Origin of the sequence: Nocardia sp. CA-120079 (genome assembly GCF_050955745.1) — a bacterium.
Lineage (GTDB): Bacteria > Actinomycetota > Actinomycetes > Mycobacteriales > Mycobacteriaceae > Nocardia.
The window spans coordinates 1,881,713-1,901,059 of sequence record NZ_CP192088.1 but is presented as its reverse complement, the minus strand read 5'-3'; the positions used below and the strand labels follow the sequence as shown (position 1 = coordinate 1,901,059).

18 protein-coding genes are annotated in these 19,347 nt (G+C 65.0%); 8 read left to right on the top strand and 10 right to left on the bottom strand.

Features of this window, described 5'->3' with window-relative positions; all coding sequences use genetic code 11:
* Window positions 1-28 precede the first annotated feature (28 nt).
* Window positions 29-988, top strand: coding sequence for a GlxA family transcriptional regulator (locus ACQPYR_RS08755; protein ID WP_433629758.1), 960 nt, complete (start codon window positions 29-31; stop codon window positions 986-988).
* 146 nt (window positions 989-1,134) lie between these two features.
* Here the strand turns inward: ACQPYR_RS08755 and ACQPYR_RS08750 are convergent, their stop codons facing one another.
* Window positions 1,135-2,772 carry a serine/threonine protein kinase gene (locus ACQPYR_RS08750; RefSeq protein WP_433629755.1) on the bottom strand — a complete coding sequence of 546 codons (1,638 nt, stop codon included), beginning with the start codon at window positions 2,770-2,772 and terminating at the stop codon, window positions 1,135-1,137.
* 262 nt (window positions 2,773-3,034) lie between these two features.
* On the opposite strand from ACQPYR_RS08750, the gene ACQPYR_RS08745 reads away from it, so the two are divergent.
* Window positions 3,035-4,063, top strand: a complete 1,029-nt coding sequence (locus ACQPYR_RS08745; protein WP_433629752.1) for a TolB family protein — start codon at window positions 3,035-3,037, stop codon at window positions 4,061-4,063.
* Window positions 4,064-4,240: 177 nt separating this feature from the next.
* Here the strand turns inward: ACQPYR_RS08745 and ACQPYR_RS08740 are convergent, their stop codons facing one another.
* From ACQPYR_RS08740 to ACQPYR_RS08730, 3 genes are read right to left on the bottom strand one after another with little or no spacing between them, the layout of a single operon-like run.
* On the bottom strand, window positions 4,241-4,447 hold the full coding sequence (locus tag ACQPYR_RS08740) for a DUF397 domain-containing protein (protein WP_433629749.1): 207 nt from the start codon (window positions 4,445-4,447) through the stop codon (window positions 4,241-4,243).
* Window positions 4,448-4,466: 19 nt separating this feature from the next.
* A complete protein-coding gene (locus ACQPYR_RS08735; protein ID WP_433629747.1) occupies window positions 4,467-4,673 on the bottom strand; it encodes a DUF397 domain-containing protein in 207 nt (68 codons plus the stop codon).
* Complete coding sequence (locus ACQPYR_RS08730) at window positions 4,670-5,539, bottom strand: helix-turn-helix domain-containing protein (protein ID WP_433629745.1); 870 nt, start codon at window positions 5,537-5,539, stop codon at window positions 4,670-4,672. Before ACQPYR_RS08730 ends, ACQPYR_RS08735 begins: the two co-directional genes overlap by 4 nt.
* A 451-nt stretch (window positions 5,540-5,990) precedes the next feature.
* Here ACQPYR_RS08730 and ACQPYR_RS08725 point away from each other — a divergent pair, with 451 nt between their 5' ends.
* The 3 genes from ACQPYR_RS08725 (at window position 5,991) to ACQPYR_RS08715 (ending at window position 7,584) form a co-directional block, all read left to right on the top strand.
* Window positions 5,991-6,314 carry a hypothetical protein gene (locus tag ACQPYR_RS08725; protein WP_433629743.1) on the top strand — a complete coding sequence of 108 codons (324 nt, stop codon included), beginning with the start codon at window positions 5,991-5,993 and terminating at the stop codon, window positions 6,312-6,314.
* Between the two features lie 294 nt (window positions 6,315-6,608).
* The gene (locus ACQPYR_RS08720) at window positions 6,609-7,184 is read left to right on the top strand and encodes a DUF3558 domain-containing protein (protein WP_433629741.1); all 576 of its coding nucleotides are present in this window, start codon (window positions 6,609-6,611) and stop codon (window positions 7,182-7,184) included.
* 28 nt (window positions 7,185-7,212) lie between these two features.
* Complete coding sequence (locus tag ACQPYR_RS08715) at window positions 7,213-7,584, top strand: hypothetical protein (protein WP_433629738.1); 372 nt, start codon at window positions 7,213-7,215, stop codon at window positions 7,582-7,584.
* Between the two features lie 411 nt (window positions 7,585-7,995).
* Here ACQPYR_RS08715 and ACQPYR_RS08710 read toward each other — a convergent pair whose 3' ends face one another.
* The 6 genes from ACQPYR_RS08710 to ACQPYR_RS08685 form a co-directional block, all read right to left on the bottom strand.
* On the bottom strand, window positions 7,996-8,877 hold the full coding sequence (locus tag ACQPYR_RS08710) for a sirohydrochlorin chelatase (protein WP_433629735.1): 882 nt from the start codon (window positions 8,875-8,877) through the stop codon (window positions 7,996-7,998).
* A complete protein-coding gene (locus tag ACQPYR_RS08705; protein WP_433629733.1) occupies window positions 8,874-10,115 on the bottom strand; it encodes a uroporphyrinogen-III synthase in 1,242 nt (413 codons plus the stop codon). Before ACQPYR_RS08705 ends, ACQPYR_RS08710 begins: the two co-directional genes overlap by 4 nt.
* Before the next feature lie 2 nt (window positions 10,116-10,117).
* A complete protein-coding gene (gene nirD / locus ACQPYR_RS08700; protein ID WP_433629730.1) occupies window positions 10,118-10,564 on the bottom strand; it encodes a nitrite reductase small subunit NirD in 447 nt (148 codons plus the stop codon).
* Window positions 10,565-10,628: 64 nt separating this feature from the next.
* Window positions 10,629-13,178: a nitrite reductase large subunit NirB gene (gene nirB, locus ACQPYR_RS08695; protein WP_433629727.1), complete on the bottom strand. Its 2,550-nt coding sequence runs from the start codon at window positions 13,176-13,178 to the stop codon at window positions 10,629-10,631.
* 26 nt (window positions 13,179-13,204) lie between these two features.
* Entirely contained in the window at window positions 13,205-14,668 is a 1,464-nt protein-coding gene (locus ACQPYR_RS08690; RefSeq protein ID WP_433635067.1) for a nitrate/nitrite transporter, read from the bottom strand.
* Between the two features lie 249 nt (window positions 14,669-14,917).
* Window positions 14,918-16,177 (bottom strand): CynX/NimT family MFS transporter, encoded by a 1,260-nt coding sequence (locus ACQPYR_RS08685; protein WP_433629725.1) that lies wholly within the window; start codon window positions 16,175-16,177, stop codon window positions 14,918-14,920.
* A gap of 65 nt (window positions 16,178-16,242) precedes the next feature.
* Here ACQPYR_RS08685 and ACQPYR_RS08680 point away from each other — a divergent pair, with 65 nt between their 5' ends.
* The 3 genes from ACQPYR_RS08680 to ACQPYR_RS08670 all read left to right on the top strand — a co-directional run bounded on the left by ACQPYR_RS08680 (window position 16,243) and on the right by ACQPYR_RS08670 (window position 19,299).
* Window positions 16,243-16,914, top strand: coding sequence for a FadR/GntR family transcriptional regulator (locus ACQPYR_RS08680; RefSeq protein ID WP_433629722.1), 672 nt, complete (start codon window positions 16,243-16,245; stop codon window positions 16,912-16,914).
* A 188-nt stretch (window positions 16,915-17,102) separates the two neighbouring features.
* The gene (locus tag ACQPYR_RS08675; RefSeq protein WP_433629719.1) at window positions 17,103-18,587 is read left to right on the top strand and encodes an MFS transporter; all 1,485 of its coding nucleotides are present in this window, start codon (window positions 17,103-17,105) and stop codon (window positions 18,585-18,587) included.
* Between the two features lie 172 nt (window positions 18,588-18,759).
* Window positions 18,760-19,299, top strand: coding sequence for a GNAT family N-acetyltransferase (locus ACQPYR_RS08670; RefSeq protein ID WP_433629716.1), 540 nt, complete (start codon window positions 18,760-18,762; stop codon window positions 19,297-19,299).
* Window positions 19,300-19,347 lie beyond the last annotated feature (48 nt).

Below are 19,347 nucleotides of genomic sequence, written 5' to 3'. Positions count from 1 at the left end.
GTTAGCCATCTATCCCAAGGATCCAGCCATGAAGACCGTGGCCGTTGTCGCCGTCGCGCCGGTGAAGCCCTTCGAACTCGCCATGCCCGCAACCATGCTCGGCTCGGTGACGGTGGACGGTGAGCCGTGTTACCGGATGGTGGTGTGCACCGCCGAACCCGGCATTGTTCCCGGTGCGCTTGGCGGCTTCGATGTCGTGGTGCCGCGCGGACTGGATGCGCTCGACGAGGCGGATACCGTCATCGTGCCGAGCACCGGCAGTCGTGGGACCGCCGATGCGGCCACCATCGCGGCACTGCGCCGGGCCGTCGATCAAGGCAAGCGCGTCACCTCGATCTGCAGTGGCGCATTCGTATTGGCCCAGGCCGGGCTGTTATCCGGCCGCATCGCGACCACGCACTGGGGGCTGGCCGACGAACTCGCCGAGATGTTTCCCGAGGTGACCGTTCGCTCCGACGCACTGTTCATCGAGGACGGACCGGTGACCACCGCCGCAGGCGCCGCCGCCGGAATCGACCTGTGCCTGCACCTGATTCGCACCGACTACGGCGCGACGGTCGCCAATGCCGCGGCCCGCGCCGCTGTGGTGACACCGGTACGGCCCGGCGGCCAAGCCCAATTCGTCGACTCGCCACTGCCGCCGGAGAACGGCCGCACGCTCTCGGCCACCCGCACCTGGGCCCTGGAACGTCTCGACACTCCCCTATCCCTGGACGAGCTGGCCACCCACGCCCGCACCAGCGTGCGCACCCTCACCCGCCGCTTCCACGAGGAAACCGGCCTCAGCCCGCAGAAATGGCTACTGCACCAACGCATTCAGCGCGCCCGCGAACTCCTCGAATCCACCACCCTGCCGATGGACCAGGTAGCCCGCCACAGCGGCATCGGCTCAGCGGAATCCCTGCGTCAGCACATGATCCGCCATGTGGGCCTCCCCCCGAGCGCCTACCGCGCCTCCTTCACCCGCACTCCGTCATCGACAAGCTGATCCCGCACCAGCATCGGCGAGTGGCAGATCCGCGAATGTCGTTTGCCACCGTTCGGGGTTCTAGCGCAAACACCCGTGATCTGCTGTTCGACGCTGCCGCGCAACTCAACAGCGAACCGCGCGAACGGCTTCGGGACTGACGTGCGTCACTTACCGAGCGGCATGGACTTCCAGAGGGACAGCTTCTGATCGTCGTTTGAGGGGGTCTCGTACTGCTCGATTTCCACCGTGAACCGGTTGCGGTCGGAATCCATGCTGAATCCGGTGCAGATCACGCTGTACTGATCCGAGGGGTCGGTGAATATCAGCTTCATCGGTGCGGAGACGTCGGGGTGGATTTCGGTACGCAACTGTTCATGCGTTGACGGCGCGTGGATATGTTGGTCCGCGGCCTCGGGGGTGTCGAAATAGGCCAGGGTGAGGGAGAAATCGGTGTTCGCGCTGACGCAGTAGATGACTGCCTTCTCATGGCTGTCGCAAGTGGTGTCGTGCCAGCCGGGTTGTTTCGGCTTGCCGGGCACCAGTTTCGGAAAGGCGGCGGCGATGCGCTGCTCGTCACTGTTCCAACTGGGATATTTCGAGTCGTACAACGCCGCGCAAAACATCACCGCCACGGCCAGCACCGGCACCATCACAACCGATCCCAGTCCGATGAACAGAGCGCGGCGACCGCTGGCCTTGCGCGGGGGTGCGGTTGGGTACCGGGTGCCGGGGAACGCGGTGGACGGAATTGCTCCCGCCGGAACCGCCACTGCGGGAGGCGATCCGGGTGGAGTCTGCATCGAAGGCATGGCCGCGGCGGGGGTCTGCGCAACCATAGGTGACCCGGCGCCGATTGCCGTGGGCGGTGCGGTGAAATGCTGCGCCGCCTTGGCTTGCTGCGATGCGGTCGGATATCCCTGCGCCACAACGGTTTCCGCTGTGCGCGCAGTTTCCGCCGACGTCCGCCTCTGCAACGCATCCTGCACGGCCGCGGCGAATTCCACACAGCTGCCGAACCGCTGCTCGCGCTGCTTGGCCATGCCCCGGGCCAGCACCTGATCCAGCGCTGGCGGCAGGTCGGGGCGGAATCGGGTCAGCGGCGGTGCCGGCATGCTCAGGTGTCCGGCGATGACCTGCGCGGGATGTTCGGCATCGAAGGGCGTGCGGTGGGCCAGCAGCGTGAAAAGCGTGCAAGCCAACGAATATTGATCGGTGCGATGATCCACTTCGGAGCCGGCCAGCTGTTCCGGCGCGGCGAAAGCGAGGGTGGCCGTGAAGGTTCCGGTCGCGGTGAGCTGGGAGGTGGCGCCCAGTACCCGCGCGATCCCGAAATCGGTGAGCACCGGGCGTTCCTCGAGCCCGGTCACCGGGGCTGCGAGCAGAATGTTCGCCGGTTTGATGTCTCGGTGCAGCACTGCGCGCGAGTGCGCGTAGTCGAGCGCGGCGGCGCAGCCGGTGAGGATCCGCAGCACCCGCTCGATGCTCAGCTGATCCGGTGACAGTCGCGCGGCATCGGTCCCGTGGATGTACTGCATGGCGATCCACAGCTGTTCGTCGTGGATCCCGCGATCGTAGATCCCCACGATTCCCGGATGTTCCATGCGGGCAACAACGCTGGCTTCCTGCTCGAAGCGGCGGCGCATCTCCGGGTCGGCACAGACCTCCTGATTGAGCAGCTTGAGCGCGAGCTGGCGCGGCAGCCGCGGATGCCGGACCAGATACACCGAGCCCATGCCGCCGCGGCCCAAAACCCCCTCGATAGCGAAATCGGCGAAGGACGATCCGATATCCAGTTGAGCCACCAGCTCCCCTGTTTCCTACACGCAGCGCGTCGCGAGCATATCCGAACCCGGCCATGCCGGGCGCCGTCGCGGTCGGTGAATTGCCGGGCCGACGCGATTGATACCGCGTTCCTCAAAGGTATGTATCTTATTGCTGGTCTTGTTGTTTCGAGTTTCCGGTGTCGCCTGCCAGCTTGTGTGAGACCACCATGTTGCCGCGGACGCCGCCGGGATTCCCGCGACCGGTAAAGCGTGCGGGGTGGGGCCGGAGACGATGCTCGACATGTCGAGCAGTCATCTCACTCCCACGCGCTGGGCCGCCATCACACACCGGACCAGCCAGGTGATCGGCATGGGCGGGATAAGAAGCCGATTGGCGCGGGTCGTCGCCGTCACTGTTGCCGTGTCGGGGCTGGCCGCCGGCTGCGGTACGGATCTCGAGCAGTCGCCGCGTCCGGCGCAGATCGTGTTCGCTGGTGACCGGTACTCGATCTTCGCAATGTATCCCGACGGCACCGGGATCACCCGGATCGGGGACGGCGACTGTCCGAGCTTCGCCCGTGACGGCTCGCAAACCGTCGTCGGCGGGTACACGATCGCGGTCATGAATCCAGACGGCAGCAACGTCATGAAACTCACCCACGGTGGGTACACCCACCCGACGTTCTCTCCCGACGGCGCCAGGATTGCGTTCGTTCGTGGTCGTGCCGTCTACGCGATGAATGCCGATGGCGGCGAACCCAAGCAACTCGGTGTGATCCCCGATCCCGATCCGACTGGCCTCCCCAGCATCGTCATCCCCGGCACTAACGTCCCTGTTCCGACAGATCGCGTCGGGGACCCTGACAGCGAGGGCTCGACGGATCGTCCCGCATTCTCGCCGGACGGTTCGAAGATCCTGGTCGCCAGATCCGGAGCTGTTTGGGTGATGGCATCGGATAGAACCGAGACGAGGCAATTGCTGCCGGGCGATCCGAATGTCAATTCCGATCCGGTCTTCACCCCTGACGGAACCGGGATCGCCTTCGCCAGCAACCGCGCTCGGAATGGCCGGTCCGGGATCTACGTGATGGACGTCGATGGTCAGCACATCCGACTGCTCAACGACGACGGGGGCCCGTCGTTCTCACCGGACGGCACAAAGATCATCTATACCCGTGCCACCCGCGATCCGGAGTCCACACAAGGAGCCGAGTTCCGTGAGCTCTGGGTGATGAACAGCGACGACAGCGCCTCGCACCGTCTCACCGATCCGAAACAGTCTGTGCAGCAAGCTATTTGCGGCAGCTGGGGCAGAGGAACCGATTCGTGATCGGGCCACGGAATTTCTCTGGACAGTCGGAACTCGGTCCGCCCGGAATTCCCCGGCGCACCACAGTTCGCCAGCGCAGCGCCCGCCACGTTGCCGCGGAACGGACAGCGTAAGTCCAGAGCAAAGGAACGCCCCGCCTGAGCACTGGGTCAGGCGGGGCGCATGTCTCGAATTGGGTTAGGGGCGTTCGAATTCGCCGCCATTCACGCCAGCGGTGAATGCATCCCATTCGGATGGCGTGAAGACGAGCGCTGGGCCGGTTGGGTTCTTGGAGTCGCGGATACCGACCATGCCGCCATCGAGGAAAGCGACCTCCGCACACTGACCACTGGTCTCGCTGTAGCTGCTCTTGAACCACTCGGCCCCGGACAGATCAACATTCACGCCATGTACTCCTACCAGGTCAGCGGCGCGCGAACTCGCCATCGTTTACGCCAGCGGTGAAGGCCGACCATTCGCCAGAGGTGAATACAAGCGCCGGGCCGGTTGGATTCGTGGAGTCGCGAATACCAACCATGCCGCCACCAAGGAACGCAACCTCCACACATTCCTTGGACGCCGTGCTCCGGCTGCTCTTGAACCACTTGGCAGCGGATAGATCAGCGTTCACCCTCGATACTCCTTCGCCACCTGCCGGAGCAGGCTCCTGCTTGTGGTCTCATTCAGCGCAGCTTGCTGAATGGCCTCGTGCGCATCAGCATACCGGCGCAGGCTAGCGGATTTCTCCAGGTAGAGGTCACCGGTGAAGATTTCGGCATACACGACGGTGCGCACCCGCGCGCCGAACCTCAAGATGACGAATGATCCGACAGGATCGCCCAGCGGGATGCCCGCAGTGAAGGGAAGTACTTGGACGGTGATGTTGGGGCGGGTGCTCATGTCGGCGAGATGGCGTAACTGTGCAGCCATCACCTTGCTGCCACCAACGACGCGGCGAATCGCGCCCTCGTGGATGACAAGTTGGAAGGCCACCGGATTGACCTTGCGTGTGACGAGGACCTGCCGTCTCACCTTTAATTGCACCCGGCGTTCGATCTCTTCTGTCGCATCGAGCGGGTACGCGCTGCGCATAAGTGCGCGGGCATAGTCGGGAGTCTGCAACAGGCCGGGGATCAGATCGGGTTGGTATGTGGCAATCTCCTGAGCCGCAGTCTCCAGTCCAACGTAGATGTCGAAGTTAGCCGGGATCAGGTCATCGAACTCGCGCCACCAGTTCTTCGTATCCGCCTGCTGAGCAAGCCCTTTCATCGCCTCTGTCTTCACCCGATCGAAGCCGTACAGGCGACAAAGCGCTTCGATCTCCAGCGGCTGAAGCTTTTTCGTAATGCCCTTTTCGATCCGCAGCAGGGTCGGGGCCGAGCGGTTGATGTGCTCGGCCGCCTTGGCAAGGCTCATGCCCTGCTCCTCGCGCGCCTCTCGAAGGTACTGGCCGAGTTGACGCTTCGGCAACGACTGCGGTTCGTCCGTTTCATCCATGCCCATCTCCCCTTTTGTGACGTTTCAATTTGAAGCAGCGTCGCGAAATATCTGTAATCCGTGCAGGCCATTTGCAGGACTTCTCGCGAAATTTCAGATCGGTAGCTCCGAGCGGCCTGCTCGGTGGTCTTCTACATAGGCGCCGGACAGGGCGCCAGCTCCACTCGAGCAATCCGCTTCCACCCCGAAGACATCCAGGGATTGCCGAGGCGCAGACACACAACTATAGCCATCGAGGTACGGGAGAACCGGAGATGTCGAACCATGAGCTCCCCCAACGCGATCCGTTCATTGGGCCACCCATTGACTACGTCGGTGCGTCAGCCGATGTAGTCGAGTTGTTCGCCGAAGCGGTTCACGAGTGGGCAAACCAGCCCGCGCCCGCAGAGTCGTCCCGGTGCCGGGGTGTCGAGTCCCCCGGCATCGGACGTGCCAATAGTGAGGTCGCTTGATGCAGCGAGATATGTTGCGTACCAGTCGAACTCAGGATGGCGGTAAGGCTGCGGTGTGGCAGCTCATCCGTAGTTCGGCGCGTGTGCTGCGGGTGGAGTTTCCCCGCGAGTCGTTCATCGCGCATCGACTGCCGTCGCGCACACCACTTCCGGACGCGCAGCCCGGGACCATTCTGTTCGACGTAAATACGGATCTGGCCGACGCGCGCGAGTTGCTGCCCGCGCACGACGACCTTTGGGACGCAGTGCGCAATGACTACTGGACCGCGCTGCTGTGCGCGACGGATTTTCCGAACACGTTGGGCCACAACGCAGATGAATGAGATCGAGAGCCACCGAGAAGAAACCGACCCCACTGTAAAGGCACTGCTCACCGCCTTCCACGAAGGCACAATACGCAAGCTCGAACTGGCTCCCACCAATGGCGTCACGCTGTGCCAGCTCGCGGACGGTTCACTGTGTGCGGTAGGTGCGGACGGCTGGCTGATCGCGTATGACGATCTGGACCAAACCGACGTACTCGATGACGAGCAGACCAGCTCAGTGCCCTATGCGTCTGCGCTTGTCGAACATGTCGGGGGCTGTGAGCCTGACCTACACTGTGATGCGGCCCGTGGATGCCGAACGGAGGGGTGCAGGTGCGACAGCGAGCAGCAACGGTCATCGCGGTTTTGGCGGGGGTGGTTCTCTTGATCGGGGGCTGCGGGTCGACCACCAACGGCAAACCCATCGCGAGCACGACTGCTACTCCTGACATTACGGCCGCGACAGCGGCATTGTGGGATCCCTGCCAGATCCCACAGGATGTCTGGCGGAGGATGGGAGTCGACCCATCCACACTGACTTCTGATATCGGCGGCACGCAAGAACCCGGGTTCAAGCTGTGCGGCGGCCACGACACCAAGCCGGAACGGACGTTCGACGTCGACGTGTATTCAACTGTCCACACGATGGAGGACTACAAGAGGAAGGAAGCCGATACTGAGTTCGTACCCGTCAACGTCGCGGGGCGCGCCGGTGTCCGGTACCGGCCAGCAGCCGACAAGCGTGGTGACCAATGCGACCTGTTGTTCCCCGCCAGGCAGGGCGCGTTCTTGGTAACGGTATTGAAGCAGGAGGCAAGCAGTCCGGTGGCGCCGTGTGACCGCGCTATCGCCGTTGCCGAGATTGTGGTTCCATTATTGCCACAGTGACCGGGCGATATTGGGGGCCGCTATGTCCATGGACGCAGAAATCACTCGCTGGCGGCACCTCGCGGATGAAGCCCAGGCGGGTCGGCTGACTCTCGATCCATCGGTCGCAAACGACTGCTATGCAGCCTGCGAGAAGCAGATTCAGATCTATGAAGACGGCCGGGATTTGCTCAAACGAATGAGCACCGTCACTGGTCTGGGCAGATTCGAATGCTCGGACCAGCTGGCGAAGATGCTGGGCGAGAAAGCCGTTGGCGGTGACGGGGACGTCGATTCCGCGCTCGCCGAGCACATCGAGGTAGTGAAGCTGATCCGTGACACGATCAAGGTATCGGTTCAACGGATCACCGAGCAGGACCAACAGAACGCCCAGAGCATCGCTGGTATTCAGATCCAGTGACAATCTCCTGAACCAGCAAACGAGCACACTCCCTAGCGCCCCAACAGCTCGATCTGCTCCGGACACGTTTCGCCGACATCTGCTACACCCGGGCGGCCCGATGCTGACTGCCACGCATCTTTTCGCACGCCACGCACGAATTCGCAGGGCAAAACCTGCGCGGCGTGAGAATCGGTGCGCGGCAGCCAAATGTGGATCCCACCGCACCACACGCTAATTCTCGGCCTCGAGCCAACACGCCTGCGGCGTGCTAGCGAGTGCCGCGCCCAGACAGCTGACTGTCCGCCGAGCGTAGTGATAATGGTGGGTCAGACCCGGGCGGAAGGTGCTCACCCACATCCTCTCTGTGACGGTTGAATTCGGCGTGGGCGACCGCCATTCGACAGAGAGGCGGAACTCCCAGGTGAGGAACTAGCGCCCGCTTGTAAGGCGCGCACGGACCAACTCGCGTGCGGCGGTGCGATATCGGTCGGCGATCAGACGGACGACAGCCGGGTGAACGCCGATCGGCTCGGCAACACCATCGGCTCCAGCCTCGTGCAGGCGCTGCTGGAACAGGCCGTGGGCCAGCAGATACGAGGCGATGAAGACACGCTGTGCACCCGATTCGCGAAGTTCGGCAACGACTTCCGGCACGCGCGGGGCTCCGGTGGCGACGTAGCCGATGCGAACCGGAACACCGAGATGTTCCGCCAGCATGCCCGCCGCACGCCGAACATCTTGGCGCGCACGGGCATCCGATGAGCCGGCCGCCGCGAAAACCACCGCGTCACCCGGACGCCAGCCTGCGGCACGCAGTCGCATGGCCATGATGCGGGCCAATGCCGGGTCCGGTCCCATCGTGGGTGTGACCGCGACCTCGGGATGACCGCTCTCGGCGACCTCTCGCGGCACATCTTGATAGACGTGGTATCCGGAGGCGAGGAAGGCCGGAACAACCACGGCGGGAACGGATTCGCCTTGGGCATCGGTCAGATCACGCAGCACCTCGGACGGCGATGGACCGAGCACGTCCACGAAAGCGGTACGCACCCAGGGCTTCTCGGCCGCCTCCGGCCCGCGAGCGACGGTGCGATGTTCACAAACCGGAGCCGCGGAGGTATCGGCGTCGCGCCCCGAAATCGCGACGCCGAGCTCACCCCCGCTTGCCGCCATTCCCGCACGCTCTCCAACCACACCGGCTGCCGTCCTGCTGAATTCATCAGCCACCGCCTCGGCGAGCGCGGCGATCATCTGCACACCCCTGGTGCTCCTGGTGCCGTGTGCGACCAGGACCAGGGCCGGAGCCGTCACCAGCTCCCCGCAGGCTGTGCGTACCTCGGCGCGCGGGCCGGGGTAGCGATACCCGCTACCGGCGCACGGCCGTTGGCGACGGTGCGCGGAAAGTCATCGGCGCAATCCGCGGCGTCCAGCGCCAGTCGGTAACCCCGCTTGACCACGGTCTGAATGGCTTTCGGGGTGCCGAGCCCGGCGCGCAGCCGCGCGATCGCGGTCTCCACGGCATGGGTGTCGTCACCGCCGCCGGGCAGCGCCGCGAGCAGATCCTCCCGGGAAACCACCCGGCCGGGCTGCCGCGCCAGCGATCGCATCAGTGCCATCGGCGCGGGCGCGAGCTGACGCACCGAACCGTCGACCACGACGCACGCACCGCGCACGCTGATGGTGTGTCCGGCGGCCTGAATTCGATTGGCGCGCCGCGGCAATTCCTCGGCGACGTGCCGGGCCAGCGCACCGAGGCGCGCCCGTCCCGGCATCGAGGTCGCCACACCCAGCTCCTCCAGCGGAGCCGCGGTAATCGGTCCGACGCAGGCGGGCAGCACCCGTCCGCGCAGCGCGTGCAGCACACCCTCGAGCAGCCCGGTTTCCTTGGCGCGCATCAACATCGACGCCACAGCGGGCGCACTGGTGAAGGTCACGCAGTCCAGGCTGGAGGTGATGACGGCCTCGATCAGGTTGTCCATCGGACCCTGATCATCCGGCGGCACCCAGCGGTACACCGGCACCGCGACGACATCCGCACCGGCACAACGCAATACCTCGCAGAAGTCGGGTACCGGCTCCCATTCGGTTGTCGCGCCGTGCAACTGGACCGCGATCCGCACACCCTCCACGCCCTCGGCGAGCAGGTGGTCGAGCACCTCGGCGGAAGACTCCGACGCGGGCGACCATTCCTCACGCAGTTCGGCGGCGCGGATGGCGCCCTTGGCCTTCGGCCCACGCGCCAGCATCCTGGTGGACGACAGCGTCAGCCGCAGATCCTCGGCAATGCCCCAGCCCTCGGCCGCTTCCATCCAGCCGCGGAATCCGATGCCGGTGGTGGCCACCACGATCTGCGGCGGATCGGCGACGATCTCGCGGGTCACCCGCTCCAGTTCGTTGTCGTCGGCCAACGGGATGATGCGGATGGCGGGAGCGGCGACGATACCGGCGCCCCTTCGGGTGAGCAGCGTGGCGAACTCATCGGCCCGCCTGGCGGCCGTGACGCCGACCGTGAAACCGGCCAGACAGGCGCCCGTATCGATTGTCGTCATGCTTATCCACCGTCCGCGGCGACGAGTCCGGCATCGACCGGGTCGTTGGAAACCGAAACGATGCCGTCTTCGACGCGCACCGCGTAAACCGGCAGCGTCGCCGAATCGTCGTCCAGGCAGTGCCCGTCCAGCAGCGAAAAAGCCTGCTTCAGCAGCGGTGAGGCCACGACCGGAATACCGGCGCGGTCACCGACGATCCCGCGCGACATCACTGCCGCGCGGCCGATCGGATCGATATTTCCGACGGCCGCGAGCGTGCCGTCGGTCATCAGGAACAGAGCGGCCTGACGTCCGCCCTTCAGCAACACCGCGACGCCGCGGCCGGGAATCAGGTAGTCGAGTCGGCACGCCTGCGTCCAACCCGAACGGGATGGCAAGTCGGCGGAGCCGACGGGGTGGGTGAACACAGCGGTAGCTGTGGCAATGCCGGGGGTATCGATCACGGTCATCGGTGTCATCCTCCAAACGCCTTACCCATTGGTACCGGCGTCCTGTTTCTTCGGGGTTAAGCGGCTATTTCCCGTGTGTGGCGACCGGGATTTCCGGCATGCCGAGCAACACAGGCACCTTCCGCTCCCCGGTCTCGTCGAACGAAATGGTCGGATCTGCCTCTTCCGGGGCATTGACAAAGGACACGAAACGCGACAGCTTCTCCTCGTCCTCGAGCACCGCGGCCCATTCGTCGCGGTAACCGGCGACATGCTGGGCCATGGCCGCCTCCAGATCCGCGGCGATTCCGAGGCTGTCCTCGCACACGACCTGCTTGAGGTAGTCGATGCCACCCTCCAGCGCCTCCTGCCACGGCGCCGTACGCTGCAACCGGTCGGCGGTGCGGATGTAGAACATCAGATACCGGTCGATGTACTTGATCAGCGTCTCGTCATCGAGTTCACCGGCGAGCAGCACCGCATGCTTCGGGGTCAGACCGCCGTTACCACCGACATACAGGTTCCAGCCCTGCTCGGTGGCGATCACACCGACGTCCTTACCGCGCGCCTCGGCGCATTCCCGGGCGCAACCGGAGACGGCCAGCTTCAGCTTGTGCGGCGAACGCAGGCCGCGGTAGCGCTTCTCCAGCAGCACCGCCATGCCGACCGAATCCTGCTGACCGTAGCGGCACCAGGTGGAGCCGACGCAGCTCTTCACGGTGCGCAGCGACTTGCCGTACGCGTGCCCGGATTCCATGCCGACATCGACCAGGCGCTGCCAGATCTGCGGCAGCTGTTCGACGCGGGCGCCGAACAGGTCGATGCGCTGACCGCCGGTGACCTTGACGTAGAGGTCGAATTCCTTGGCGATCTGACCGATGGTGATCAGCTGATCCGGGGTGACCTCACCGCCGGGCATCCGCGGCACCACCGAGTAGGTGCCGTTCTTCTGTAGATTCGCCAGGAAGTGGTCGTTGGTGTCCTGCAGCGCGGCCTGTTCACCGTCGAGGATGTGATCGCTCGAGGTGGAGGCCAGGATGGAGGCGACCGTCGGCTTGCAGATATCGCAGCCGGTGCCCGTGCCGTGCTTGGCGATCAGGGCGGAGAAGGTGCGAATGCCGGTGACCTGGACGATCTGGAACAGCTCGGCCCGCGACTGCGAGAAGTGCTCGCAGAGCGCCTTGGACATCTCGACGCCGGACTGCTCGAGCAACTTCTTGAGCATGGGAACGCAACCGCCGCAAGAGGTTCCGGCGGACGTGCACTTCTTGACGCTCGCGATATCGCAGGCGCCCTCTGCGATGGCCCCGCAGATCGCACCCTTGGAAACGTTGTTGCAGGAGCAGATCTGGGCATCGTCGGGCAGCGAGTCGGCACCGAGTTCGGCGCCTGCGGGCGAGATCAGCGCGGCCGGTTCGGCGGGCAGCGGACGTCCGACCAGCGGACGCAGCGCCGAGTACGCGGTCGCGTCGCCGACCAGGATGCCGCCGAGCAGGATTTGCGCGTCATCGGAGACGACGAGTTTCGCGTAGGTGCCCTTGGCGGCGTCGTGCAGTACGACCGATAGCGCACCCTCGGTGGTGCCGTGCGCATCACCGAAGCTGGCGACGTCGACACCGAGCAGCTTCAGCTTGGTCGACATATCCGCGCCGGGGAATTCGCCTGCGCCACCGAGCAATCGGTCCGCGACGATCTCGGCGGTGGTGTAGCCGGGGGCGACCAGGCCGTAGCAAACACCTTCCACCGCAGCGCATTCGCCGATCGCGTAGATGTTCGGATCGGAGGTCTGCAGACCGAGGTCGGTGATGATGCCACCGCGCGGGCCGACCTCGATGCCGCTGTCGCGGGCGATCTGGTCGCGCGGGCGGACACCGGCGGAGAAGACCACGACTCCGGCGTCGATCACCGTGTCGTCGGAGAGCGTAACCTTCAGGCGCTCAGCCGATTCCGCGTCCGCGATGGCCTCGATCGATGCGGTACCGACACCGGTGTGCACCTGCAGCCCGAGATCGGTGACCAGCTTCTCCAGGATGGCGCCACCACCCTCGTCGACCTGGGCGGGCATCAGACGGGGGTTGAACTCCACGACATGCGGTGTCATTCCGAGCAGGCGCAGCGCGTTGGCCGCTTCCAGACCCAGCAGGCCACCACCGACGACCACACCGGCCGCACCTGGTCCGGCCGCGGCGGCGGCCGCGCGAATGCCGTCGAGGTCATCGATGGTGCGGTAGACGAAGCACTCCGGCAGGTCGTGCCCCGGCACCGGCGGCACGAACGGGTACGAACCGGTCGCCAGCACCAGGGCGTCGTAGGCGATGGCGTCGCCGGCCGAGGTGGTGACCTTGCGTGCCTCGCGGTCGATGGACTGCGCGGTCTGGCCCAGGCGCAGCTCGACCAGCTCGTCACCGGCGTATTCGTTACCGGGCAGCGCCAGCGCGGCGGGATCCCAGGTGCCGACGTACGACGAGAGTCCGACGCGGTCGTAGGCGGGCAGCTGCTCCTCGCTGAGGATGACGACCTGCCACTTGCCTGCCTCGTCCCGAGAACGCAGCGCCTCCACGAACCGGTGCCCGACCATGCCGTGGCCGGCGACCACGACGGTCTTGCGCTGGGTGGGGTCGACTGTCGAGTTCATGACTGTCCTCCGTTGATGATTCGGCGTCAGGCTCGGGCCGACGTGCTGGTGGACTGGGACGGGTTGCCTGCCTCGGCTTCGAGGACGAGCGCCTCGGCCTCCGCGACGACCTCGGAGTCGACGGCGCCGCGCGGGCGGCGCAGGAACACCAGGTAGGTCACCGCGGCGCAGACCACGTAGAAGGCCATGAAGACCCAGAACGCGGTGGTCGCCGATTTGGTCGAGGCGTAGGAGGAGCGCAGGACGAGGTTGATCGCGACACCGCCGAGCGCACCGATCGCGCCGACGAAACCGATGAGAGCACCGGAGGTGTTCTGTGACCAGGCGGCCTGGGCGGCCGGACTCGCGTCCAGGCTCTTGGATTTGGCGTCGAAGACCGACGGGATGATCTTGGTGACCGCGCCGTTGCCGATACCGGACACCACGAACAGCGCGATGAATCCGGCCACCAGCGCCGCCATCGCGGCACCGCTCGGCGCACCGCCGCTGCGGTCGCCCGCGGTGCTCGCCACGCCGACCAGTACGGCGGCCGCGGTCATCACGGCGAAGGTGTAGAGGGTGACCCGGCTGCCACCGATCCGGTCGGCCCACTTGCCGCCGTAGGGCCGGGCCAGCGAACCGAGCAACGGACCGATGAAGGCGATCTGCGCGGCATGCAGTGTGGCCTGGGCGACGGTGTCACCACCGGCCTTGAAGCTGATCTGCAGCACCTGACCGAAGGCGAAGCTGTAGCCGATGAACGAACCGAAGGTGCCGATGTAGAGGAAAGCGATCGCCCAGGACTGCGGCACCTTGAGTGCCGTGATCATGTAGGTGAGATCGGCCTTCTGGTTCTTCAGGTTGTCCATGAACAGCGCGGCGCCGACACCGGCCAGCGCGACGAGCACGAGGTAGATCGCGCAGATCAGCGAGGCGTAGCTGTTGCCGAGGGTGGCGATGACCAGCAGACCGACCAGCTGGATGACCGGCACGCCGATATTTCCGCCGCCCGCGTTCAGCCCGAGCGCCCATCCCTTGAGCCGCTGCGGGTAGAAGGCATTGATATTGGTCATCGAGGAGGCGAAGTTGCCGCCACCGAATCCGGCGAATGCGGCCACCACCAGGAAGGTCGTGTACGAGGTGCCCGGCTGATTGATGAAGTACAGCGTGAGCAGCGTCGGAATCAGCAGCAACGAGGCACTGAAGATGGTCCAGTTGCGACCGCCGAAGCGCGCCGTGGCCACGGTGTACGGAATGCGCAGAAACGCACCGACCAGCGTCGGCATGGCGACCAGGAAGAACTTGCCCGCCGGATCGATGCCGAACTTATCGGTGGGCATGAACAGCACCATGACCGACCAGATGGACCACACCGAGAACCCGACATGCTCGGCGAAGACCGACCAGATCAGATTCCGCTTGGCGATGTCTTTGCCACCGGCCTCCCAGGCCGCGACATCCTCGGCATCCCAATGCTCGATGTTGTGGTTACGCGTCAGCGTGCTCAACAGGGGCCTCCCAAAATCGGTTAGCCCCACGGTAGGAAACGGGTATTGCCGAAATGCTGCCCCAAATGACCGTCAAATCAACGGTTGCTCACGATTACCGGGAAGGCCGGGTGAGTTTCAACGAAATGTTTCGGGCAGGTGACACACCGGTTTCCACACGTCACAAACAGCCGATCTCCGAATTACCGGCTCGTGAGGTGTGACGCGCATAGCATGCGCGCGGTCACACCACCTCGCAACTCGAAAGCGGGATCAATTCCAGGTGTCTTCGAGCATGCGCGGCTTGCAGGCCTGCCAGGCTCCGGCGAGCAGCACCAGCACCGCGACGACGAGCATCGCGAACGGTGCGCCCCAGCCCTCGGTCGCGCTGTGCAGCATGCCGAACAGCACCGGACCGATGCAGGCCACCGCATATCCGACGCCCTGGGTGAAGCCCGACAGCGCGGCCGAACCCTGCGGGGTCCTGGTGCGCATATTGATCAGCGTCAGCGCCATCGGGAAGGTGCTCGGGCCGAGGCCCAACAGCACGACCCACAGCAACGGCACAGTCATCGGCGCGATCAGCAGTCCGGCGAATGCGGTGAAAAAGAAGACGGCACAACCCACTACGAACGGGAACGGATTGCGGAACCGCGCGACCACCGTCGGCGCGGTGAACGCCGACACCAGACCGACCAGCGCGAACACACCGACCATGGTTCCGCCGAACCCGGCACTCGCGCCCGCCTCGGACAGGATCTTGGGCAGCCAGGTGAACATGGCGTAGGTGGTCAGCGAGGTCATGCCGAACATGCCCGCCATGCCCCAGGCCACCGGCGAACGCCATACCTTGCCCTTGGGCTCCTGGGTTCGCGACGGGACCGCCGTGCTGTCGACCCGATCGTGGCCGCGGCGATCGCGCAGCACACCGAGCCACGGCAGCGCGGCCGCGAAACCGAGAATCGCCCACAGCCCCAGCGAGATCCGCCAGCCGTGCGCGTCGGCAACCGGCACCGCGATCAGCGCGGGCACCACGGTGCCGAGCTGGACCATGGTGATGTACAGCGAGCTGACCACCGCGAGCCGGTCCGGGAAATACCGCTTGACCAGCGGCGGAATCACCACATTGCCGATACCCATGCCGCCGAGGGCCAGTGCGGAGAAGATCAGCAGTTCGGCCGTGCCGCCGACCACCGCCCGGATCAGCATGCCGAGTCCGGCCATCAGCATCGCGACGAGCGCGGTGCGCTCCAGCCCGATCCGGCGCACGAAAAGCGGAGTGAGCAGACCGGAAACCGCGAACATCAGGGTCGGGATCATGCCGAAGACACCGACGACGGCCGTCGAGTAACCGATGTCGGCGCCGATGCGCTCGGCCAGCGGCGAGAATGCGGTGACGGCGACCCGGAGGGTGAGCGCGGACGTCACGATGGCGGCGAGGACGAGCAGTCGGCCTTCCGTCAGTGCACGTTTGCGCCGCTCGACCCGGACGGATTCCGGGCGAGTCACAGTTTCCGGGAGAGTTGCAGTCACCGCGGAATCATAGGATGACCCGATGATAGGAGGCAAGGATTTGTGACGGGCGGTACTCTGATGCCGTGCAACCCGTCCGGCGGACCAGCCTCATTGCCCAGGTAACCGAGCAGCTGCGTGCCGAAATTCGTTCCGGCCGTTGGGCTATCGGCTCCCGAATCCCCACCGAACCCGAGCTCACCGAGCTCACCGGGACCGGGAGAAATACGGTACGCGAGGCGGTGCAGGCTCTCGTCCACTCCGGGATGCTGGAGCGTCGCCAAGGCTCGGGCACCTATGTCATAGCGGCCTCGGAGGTCGGCGGCACCCTCGCGAAGTACTTCGCCGACGCGGAGGAACGCGATGTGCTGGAGCTGCGCATGGCCCTGGACACCAATGCCGCGGCCTTGGCCGCACGCCGGCGCGACGAGACCGATATCGCCACTCTGCGGCGGCTGCTCGAGGAACGCAGTCAGCAGCACTGGGATGAACAGAATCTCGCGGCCATCGAGGCCGATGTCGAACTGCATCGCGCGATCGTCGTCGCCAGCCACAACGCGGTATATCTGGAGTTCTACGATTCACTGCTGCCGATTATCGAACAGGTGATCCGGGCGCGGACCGCGAAATCCGACGACGCCTACGACGCGGAGCACAATGAATTGGTGCAGGCCGTTATCGATGGCGATCCGGAACGCGCGGCCCAGGCCGCGCGGTGCTTCCTCGCCTCGCTGATCGCCGAATACCCGGACCGCTAGACTTCTGGTCAACCGACCGAGAACTCTTGCGCCCAACAGGTAACCAATCGGTCACCGACCGGCTCGCCGCCATGTGAGTCGGATTTGCCTGGAACGTCACTTCAGGCCATTCACACGCAACAACCGGCTTTTACCTTTGTCTCGACCGCAGCTCGGCGAACCCACCGAGCCAGATCGAGAGGAAGCCGATGACTGCCGCAGTAGCTGCCACCGGCCAGCAGTCGGACACCCCAGTATTCACGCACCAGAAAAAGGGGCGCTGGCTGGATCACTGGGAGCCGGACAACACCGAATTCTGGGAATCGGGCGGCAAACTCACCGCCCGCAAGAACCTGATCTTCTCCGTCTTCGCCGAGAATCTCGGCTTCAGCGTCTGGGTCATCTGGGGCACCGTGGTGACCAGCATGGGCCTGGCGGGCTTCGACTTCCTGGCCGGACTCGGCAAGGGCAACCCGACCGCGGTGAGCAATGCCCTGCTGCTGACCTCGACCCCGACGCTTGTCGGTGCGGCGCTGCGCATTCCGTACACCTTCGCCATTCCGAAGTTCGGCGGACGCGCGTTCACCGCATTCAGCGCGGGGATGCTGCTGATTCCGACGCTCGGCCTGGCCTACTTCGTGAACCAGCCCGGCACACCCATGTGGGTGTTCATGGTGCTTGCCGCACTGGCCGGCTTCGGCGGCGGCAACTTCTCGTCCTCGATGGCCAATATCTCGTTCTTCTTCCCGGAAGGGAAAAAGGGTGCGGCCCTTGGCATCAACGCCGCGGGCGGCAATCTCGGTGTGGCACAGACCCAGTTGGTGCTGCCGCTGCTGATCACCCTCGGCACACACATCATGGCCAAAGACGCGGCGGGCTACCGCTTCGGCATCACGCTGTCGGTGCTGGTCTGGGTGCCGTTCATCCTGGTCGCCATGTTCGGCGCGCTGCGGTACATGGACGCCATCAGCACCGCCAAGGCCGACGGCAAGTCCTACAAACTGGCGCTGACCAATAAGCACACCTGGGTGATGTCGTTCCTCTACATCGGCACCTTCGGTTCGTTCATCGGCTTCTCCTTCGCCTTCCCGACCCTGATCAAGGCCAACTTCCCGGATCTGGCCAAGATCGGCTGGATCACCACCCTCGGTAATCTCGCTTTCCTCGGCGCGCTGGTCGGCTCGTTCAGCCGTCCGTTCGGCGGCTGGATCTCCGATAAGGTCGGCGGCGCCAAGATGACCATCTATGTCTTCGGCGGTATGGCGGTCGCCTGTGTGCTGATCATGGCCGGATTGCAAGCCAAGAGCTTCCCGCTCTACCTGGTCGCCTTCCTGCTGCTGTTCGTGCTGACCGGAATCGGCAACGGTTCGACCTACCGGATGATCCCGTCCATCTTCAGCGCCGAAGCCAAGAAGTACGCATCCGAACACGGACTCGACCTCACCGACGCCGCCGCCTCGGCCAAGCGTCAGGCCGGTGCCGCGATCGGTGTCATCGGCGCGGTCGGCGCCTCCGGCGGCTATCTGCTCCAGCAGGCACTTCGCCTGTCCAACATCAACTTTCACAGCATGAACCCGGCCTTCTGGGCCTACGCCGGCGCCTTCCTGGTCATGGCCGCGGTCACCTGGTTCTTCTACTTGCGCTCCTCGTTCGCCGTGGCCCGCGTCCCCTCACTGGCCCACGCCAACGTATAACCACATCACCGGCTAGACCCGAATGCCGCGCTGGACGAGGTCCCCAGCGCGGCATTCGGCCGTCCATCCATAGCACCCCCGCGACTGAGCAGGGATCGCATTTGGCGGTCTCGGTCCGTCAACTGCGCCAGCACTTTACGCTGGAAAGCAGCCTCACACGGGAGGGTGGGCATTGGATAATTCCGAGGGGGCGGGGGAACCGATGTTCCGAACCGCACGATTGGCGGATCTCGACGATATCGCCGCGCTGGAGCGAGAACATTTCGGCGACCTGTGCTACCCGTATGTGACGCTGCGGCAACTGTTCGACCTGCACGGACCCGATTGGGTGGTGGCCGAAATCGGCGGCAGAGTGCGCGGCTACGCGCTCGTCGGCGTCGGCACCCGGCGCCGCGGCTGGGTGATGGGTCTCGCGGTCGCACCCAGCTACCGCAATCGCGGCCTCGGCCGCGCGCTGCTGGACCGGGCGGTGACGAGTTGCCGCACCGCACAGGCGGATTCGGTATACCTCACGGTTCGTCCGACCGATCAGCGCACGGCGAAGCTGTACAAGAACGCGGGATTCCGTTGGGCCGGATACGAACAGCGCTATTTCGGCGCGGACGAACCGCGAGATGTGCTGGTACACCGCATCGATCACTGGCCTACCGCCTCGCAGTTCCCCGAACCGAACGACAAGCGATGGCTCAAGGGCGGTCGTACGCCGGATTGATAGTCGAATCGCGTTGGTATGGTGGGTATCACGTCGAACGTGACGGCT

Bases quoted from the DNA above. Each gene is read 5' to 3' on its own strand.
- ACQPYR_RS08715 (WP_433629738.1), top strand. From the start codon at position 7,213: ATGGACGCAGAAATCACTCGCTGGCGGCACCTCGCGGATGAAGCCCAG.
- ACQPYR_RS08725 (WP_433629743.1), top strand. From the start codon at position 5,991: ATGCAGCGAGATATGTTGCGTACCAGTCGAACTCAGGATGGCGGTAAG.
- ACQPYR_RS08675 (WP_433629719.1), top strand. From the start codon at position 17,103: ATGACTGCCGCAGTAGCTGCCACCGGCCAGCAGTCGGACACCCCAGTA.
- ACQPYR_RS08730 (WP_433629745.1), bottom strand. From the start codon at position 5,539: ATGGATGAAACGGACGAACCGCAGTCGTTGCCGAAGCGTCAACTCGGC.
- nirB (WP_433629727.1), bottom strand. From the start codon at position 13,178: ATGAACTCGACAGTCGACCCCACCCAGCGCAAGACCGTCGTGGTCGCC.
- ACQPYR_RS08755 (WP_433629758.1), top strand. From the start codon at position 29: ATGAAGACCGTGGCCGTTGTCGCCGTCGCGCCGGTGAAGCCCTTCGAA.
- nirD (WP_433629730.1), bottom strand. From the start codon at position 10,564: ATGACCGTGATCGATACCCCCGGCATTGCCACAGCTACCGCTGTGTTC.
- ACQPYR_RS08745 (WP_433629752.1), top strand. From the start codon at position 3,035: ATGTCGAGCAGTCATCTCACTCCCACGCGCTGGGCCGCCATCACACAC.
- ACQPYR_RS08705 (WP_433629733.1), bottom strand. From the start codon at position 10,115: ATGACGACAATCGATACGGGCGCCTGTCTGGCCGGTTTCACGGTCGGC.
- ACQPYR_RS08720 (WP_433629741.1), top strand. From the start codon at position 6,609: ATGCCGAACGGAGGGGTGCAGGTGCGACAGCGAGCAGCAACGGTCATC.